The sequence below is a fragment of the Rhodococcus sp. R1101 genome (assembly GCF_000278445.1).
GTDB lineage: Bacteria > Actinomycetota > Actinomycetes > Mycobacteriales > Mycobacteriaceae > Rhodococcus > Rhodococcus gordoniae.
Genome location: NZ_AJVB01000225.1, coordinates 1 through 6,083 on the forward strand (window position 1 = coordinate 1; position 6,083 = coordinate 6,083).

Sequence of the window (6,083 nt, forward strand, 5' to 3'; positions counted from 1 at the left end):
GCACGCCTGCCGAGGTGGCCCAGCTCGCAGGGGTCTGCGCGAACGAACTCGCCGGGCAGCACGCGCATCTCGGTGCGGTCGTGGTCAACCGCTGCGATCCCGACGCCCTCGACGACATCGCGAATGCGCTCGGCGACCGCACCGAACCGGTGTGGACGCTCCCGGAGGTCCCGGCGCTGGTCGCGCCGACGATGGCGGAACTGCAGGCCGCGATCGACGGGGATCTCTACAGCGGCGACCCCGACCTGCTGCAGCGTGAAGCGCTGCGCATCATGGTCGGTGGTATGACCGCCGAGCGGATCCTCGAGCGGATCACCGACGGCATCGTCGTGATCGCACCCGCCGACCGCTCCGACGTCATCCTCGCACTCGTCAATGCCAATGCCGCCGAAGGATTTCCGACACTGGCCGGCATCATCATGAACGGTGGCCTGCTGCCGCACCCGATGATCGCGCAGCTCGTCGCCGCGCTGAAGCCGTCGTTGCCGATCCTGACCACCGACCTCGGCACCTTCGACACCGCCTCGGCCGCCGACCGCACCCGCGGTCGCATGGCACTCGGTGCGCAACGCAAGATCGACACGGCGCTCGCGCTGATGGAACGGCACGTCGATTCCCGCGCCCTGCTCGACCGGCTGCGACTGCCGCGTCCGTCCGTGACCACCCCGCAGATGTTCGAATATCAGCTCATCGACCGGGCGCGGACCCAGCAGCGCCACATCGTGCTGCCCGAGGGCGAGGACGACCGCGTCCTCCGGGCGGCAGGACGTGTGCTCCAGCGCGGCATCGCGAAGCTGACGATCCTCGGCGACGAGGCGGCCGTGCGCCAGCGGGCGTCGGAACTCGGCGTGGAACTGTCGGACGCGCAGATCCTCGATCCGCGCACCTCCGAGCACGCCGACCGTTTCGCGGAGGAGTACGCGCGGTTGCGTGCCCACAAGGGGATGACCGTCGATCGCGCACGCGAGATCATGCGCGACATTTCGTATTTCGGCACGATGATGGTGCATCTGGGTCTGGCCGACGGCATGGTGTCGGGTGCGGCGCACACCACCGCCCACACGATCCGCCCCGCACTCGAGATCATCAAGACCGAACCCGGAGTCTCGACGGTGTCGAGCATCTTCCTCATGTGTCTCGCCGACCGCGTGCTCGCCTACGGCGACTGCGCCGTCGTGCCCGACCCGACCGACGACCAGCTCGCCGACATCGCGATCTCGTCGGCCGCGACCGCGGCCCGGTTCGGGATCGATCCTCGGATCGCGATGCTGTCGTACTCCACCGGCGAATCGGGTTCGGGTGCCGATGTCGACAAGGTCCGCACCGCCACGGCATTCGTGCGGGAGCGGCGACCCGACCTGCTCGTCGAGGGACCGATCCAGTACGACGCGGCGATCGAACCGACGGTCGCGAGCGCGAAACTCCCCGGCTCCGACGTCGCGGGTCGCGCCACGGTGTTCATCTTCCCGGACCTGAACACCGGCAACAACACCTACAAGGCCGTGCAGCGCAGTGCCGGTGCCATCGCCGTCGGGCCCGTCCTGCAGGGCCTGAACAAACCGGTCAACGATCTGTCCCGAGGCGCCCTGATCCAGGACATCGTCAACACCATCGCCATCACCGCGATCCAGGCGCAGGAGGAAGACGCGTGAGCAGCCCGAACCCCGCGACCGCAGGGACCGTCCTGGTTCTCAATTCGGGATCCTCGTCGATCAAGTTCCGGCTGATCGAGCCGGAGAGCGGGAACTCGTCGGCACACGGACTGATCGAGCGCATCGGAGAGCCGGAGGGCAGGATCGTCTTCCACCACACGACGGGTGTGGACGAACGTAACGACGCGATCCCCGATCACCGGACCGGACTGCGTGCGATGCTCGAGATGCTCGAAGGGCTCGGCCGGCCCCTGCACCAGGTGGGTATCGTCGCGGTCGGCCATCGGCTCGTACACGGCGGCAAGGTCTTCTACGAACCCACCCTCATCGACGACGACGTGGTGCGCGCCGTCGACGAACTGTCGGTCCTCGCGCCCCTCCACAATCCGGCGAACGTCGTGGGGATGGAGGTCGCCCGGGAGGAGCTTCCCGAGGTGCCCCATGTGGGTGTCTTCGACACCGCCTTCTTCCACGGTCTTCCGGCGCACGCGTCGACCTACGCGATCGACCGCGACGTCGCCCGCAAATACGACATCCGGCGGTACGGATTCCACGGCACGTCGCACGAATATGTGTCGGGGCGTGCCGCGGAGTTCCTGGGACGCGACATCGCGGAGCTGAATCTGATCGTGCTCCACCTGGGCAACGGTGCGTCGGCGTCGGCGATCGCGGGCGGGAGCCCGATCGACACCTCGATGGGGCTGACTCCGCTCGAAGGTCTCGTCATGGGTACGCGCAGCGGTGACATCGACCCGGGCGTCGTCATGCACCTCAACCGGGCGGCCGGACTGAAGGTCGACGCCATCGACGACCTGCTCAACCGGCACTCGGGTCTGAAGGGGCTGTCGGGTGTCAACGACTTCCGGGCCCTGTTGAAGCTCGTCGGCGAAGGCGACGAGGACGCGCGACTCGCGTACGACGTCTACGTGCACCGCATCCGGAAGTACCTGGGTGCATACACCTTCGAGCTGGGAGGTGTCGACGCGATCGTCTTCACCGGTGGTGTGGGGGAGAACAACGTCGATGTCCGGCGCGACAGTCTCGCCGGTCTCGACCGCCTCGGCATCGTCGTCGACGACGCCCGCAACACTGCCGACGGGGACGGGGAACGCCGGATCTCGGCCGACTCGTCGCACGTGGAGGTGCTCGTGATCCCCACGAACGAGGAGCTCGCCATCGCCCGGGCCGCAGTGCAGTTCGCTCGACGCTGATCCTGGTCAGGTCAAGCTACGCGGCCGGATCGCATTCGCGAGGTCGACGAGTGTGTAGCGGTGCGTGCGGGAGGGGGCGTTGCGCGCCAACTGCCGCAACGCCGCCTCGGCGCCCAGACGGAGTCCCTTCTCGGTGAACGGCACGTCGAGGATGCGGTCGTATTCGCGACTCGACGCCCGCCCGCTGCGCACCCATTCGAGCGCCGCCCCGAGCACGAGTGCGCGCATCTGCAGGGCGCGGCCCTCGTCGGGTGGCAGCGAAGCGATCCGGTGCGCGGCCTCGCGCAGATCGGCCTCCGAGATCTCCTCGACACGACCGCCCCGCAACAGGACCAGTGCGGCGGTCATCGTCGCGGCGCTGTGATGCCGGGAGGTCATCGGAACCTCGTCGAGAACGTCCACGGCGGCGCGGATCTCGTCGCGCGCGGTGAGTTGGCGTGCAAGCCCGAAGGCGGCGCTGACGACGGCGTGATCGGTGCGCCACACCACCCGATAGGACTCCTCGCAGAAACGTCGCCACGCGGCCGGATCGTCGCTCTCCCAATGCTGGAGCGTCAGTTCGGCGGTGGCCCCGAGCGCGATCTTCGGGGCGAGCTCGCCCGGGAGTGCCTGCAGCACCTCGTCGAACCGCGAGAACGCTGCTTCGTAGTCGTCCTGCAGCAGTTCGGCGATGCCGGCGTACCAGTCCACGCGCCAGTCGTTGCCGAATTCGCGTTCGAGGCGGGTGAGGATCTCGACGGCGCTGTCGATCTGCCCGAGGTCGAGATGCGCGCGGACTTCGGCCAATGTGATCTCCCTGGAGAACGACACGTCGGACGCTCCCACGACCCGCCCGACACCGTTCTCGCGCGCGTGCCGGAGGGAGTCGAGGGTCTGCTGCGGTTCGCTGTGCACCGCGGCGGCGAGGAGTGCAGCACTCGGATCGTTCGGATCGAGCAGGGGGACGGGCAACGCGGCCGCGACATCCTGTCCCTGCAGTTTGGCGTCGCGTTCGATTCCGTCGGCGTACACATCGGTGGGCACGAGCGCCTCGTCGGTACCGAAGGTGGTCCGGGGCGGGCTGAACACGCCGGACAGGCCGGGGTGTTCGGTGCCGAGCTTCTTCGACAGGATCTCGCGCAGCACGCCCGTGAGCTGTCCCCGCAGTTCGTCGGCCGACGAGAAACGCTGCTGGGGGTCGGGATTCGTGGCCCGCAGCAGCAGTCGGTGGAAGGAGTCGAACTCGGCGAGCAGAGGCGCCTGCTCGGGAATGGGGAGACCGTCGCGGTAACGTCCTTTGTCCGACGGCATCTCGAGGGTGAGCACCGCGAGGGTGCGTCCGACCGTGTAGATGTCGCTTGCCACCGTCGGCCCGGTCCGGACGATCTCCGGTGCCTGGTATCCCGGCGTCCCGTACAGATAGCCGTATCCCTCGATCGCGGAGACCGCGCCGAGGTCGATGAGTTCGATCTGCTCGTCGGTGACCATGATGTTCTCGGGTTTGAGGTCGTTGTAGACCAGCCCGATGTCGTGCAGATACTGCAGTGCCGGAAGCACTTCGAGCATGTATGCGATGGCCTGCTCGACGGGGATGCGGTTCGGGGGAGGATAGTTGTCGAGCACGGTACGCAGGGTGTGACCACCCAGGTACTCCATGACGATGTATCCCATCGGGGTGCCGTCCGGCGAGGGATGCTCGACGAAGTTGTAGATCTGCACGATGCTCGGATGGCTGACCTCGGCCAGGAACTGACGTTCGGCCACCGCGACCGCCTGGGCTTCGGCGTCCCCGCCCTGCAGCAGGCCCTTGAGGACCACCCAGCGGTCGCTCACGTTGCGGTCGATCGCCAGGTAGATCCACCCCAGTCCGCCGTGCGCGAGGCAGCCCTGGACCTCGTACTGCCCTGCGACGAGATCGCCGCGGTGCAGGGCCGGCGTGAACTCGAAATGGGTGCCGCACTTCGGGCAGTCACCCTCGGTGGGCCCCGGACCCGAAGGGGTACTGCGGCCCACCGGCTGTCCGCACTTCGAGCAGAACCGTTTGCCCTCGGACACGTGGGGGTCGCGGAGCACTGCTTCGAGGGGGTCCTTCGCGGTGGGGACCGGTACGTCGACGAGGCCGGCGATGCGACGACGCTGGGTTCCGCGCGGGCGCACGCGACGGCTCGACGAGCGTTGCGAGGACGAACCGGACCAGATCGAGGACCGCTGACTGGAGTCGGACCGCGTCACGGGGGCGGGGCTGCGTTCGGCTGCGGGACCGCGTTCGGTGGCGGGGCCGATATCCCCGGTCGCCGGTGCGGTGGCCGGTCCGGAGTCCGCAGCCCGTTCGGTGGCGGGCCCGGAATCGGCCGACGGGGTGCCGGCCGGTTCGGGTTCGTCGGACATGGCCGTCACTCCCGGTAGTTCGGTGTCGGGGGTGGCGGTGTCGGACCGAGCACCCGCAGGTACTTCTCGTACAGCGCCGTCCACGTACCGTCGGAACGGATCCGCTCGAGGGTCGCGTTGACGAACCGTACGAGATCGTCGCTCCCCAGCCGGATCCCGATACCGTACGGCTCGGATCCCAGGGAGGGACCGACGAGTTCGAGATAGGGGTCCTGCGAGGCGAGGCCGGCGAGGATGGTGTCGTCGGTGCTCACGGCGTCGACCTGCTGTTGCTGGAGGACGACGAGGCAGTCCGCCCACGACGGCACGGTGAGGATCGACGCCGACGGCTGCACCTCCCGCATCCGGAGCAGCGAGGTGGTGCCGTCCACGATGCACACGCGCCGCCCGGCGAGATCGGCGGCGGTGCGGATGTCGGAACCCTTGACGACGAGTACTCGTTGTTGCGCGCGGAAGTACTCCGTCGAGAAATCCACCTTCTCGCGTCGGGCACACGTGATGCTCATCGTCTTCGCGACGATGTCGACGGTCGAATCCTGCAGCGCCTTCTCGCGTTCTGCCGAGCTCAGGATGCGGTAGTCGACGAGGTCGGGGTCGCCCAGGAGGTCGCGGGCGATCTCGCGGGCGATGTCGACGTCGAAGCCCGTGATCCGTCCCGTCGCGGGATCGCGGTAGCTCATGAGATTGCTGCCCGTGTCGAGTCCGACGACCAGTCGGCCGCGCGCCCGGATCCGATCGATCGCAGGTCCGGTCACGCCCGGATCAGGTGGCAGGGATGCGGTGGGATCACCGCAGTCGGGAGCGGGCGGCGTGGCCACCGAGGACTCGAGCAGCCGCGCGTTCTCGGGAAGCG

Annotated in this window: 4 protein-coding genes; 2 read left to right on the forward strand and 2 right to left on the reverse strand. The window is 68.2% G+C overall.

Annotated features, from left to right (window positions below):
• Positions 1-1,652, forward strand: a 1,652-nt coding sequence (pta, locus tag R1101_RS0114310) for a phosphate acetyltransferase (protein ID WP_016934092.1), incomplete at its 5' end; no start/stop codon positions are given.
• A complete protein-coding gene (locus R1101_RS0114315; RefSeq protein WP_016934093.1) occupies positions 1,649-2,863 on the forward strand; it encodes an acetate/propionate family kinase in 1,215 nt (404 codons plus the stop codon). The genes pta and R1101_RS0114315, both read left to right, overlap by 4 nt.
• Positions 2,864-2,869: 6 nt before the next feature.
• Here R1101_RS0114315 and R1101_RS0114320 read toward each other — a convergent pair whose 3' ends face one another.
• Together R1101_RS0114320 and R1101_RS0114325 are read right to left on the reverse strand one after the other, a co-directional pair.
• The gene (locus tag R1101_RS0114320) at positions 2,870-5,230 is read right to left on the reverse strand and encodes a serine/threonine-protein kinase (RefSeq protein ID WP_198420279.1); all 2,361 of its coding nucleotides are present in this window, start codon (positions 5,228-5,230) and stop codon (positions 2,870-2,872) included.
• A 5-nt stretch (positions 5,231-5,235) separates the two neighbouring features.
• Positions 5,236-6,083 (reverse strand): glutamate ABC transporter substrate-binding protein (locus R1101_RS0114325; RefSeq protein WP_016934095.1); only part of this gene is annotated, 848 nt, incomplete at its 5' end.

Coding starts and splice junctions, on each gene's coding strand:
- R1101_RS0114320 (WP_198420279.1), bottom strand. CDS start 5,230: ATGTCCGACGAACCCGAACCGGCCGGCACCCCGTCGGCCGATTCCGGG.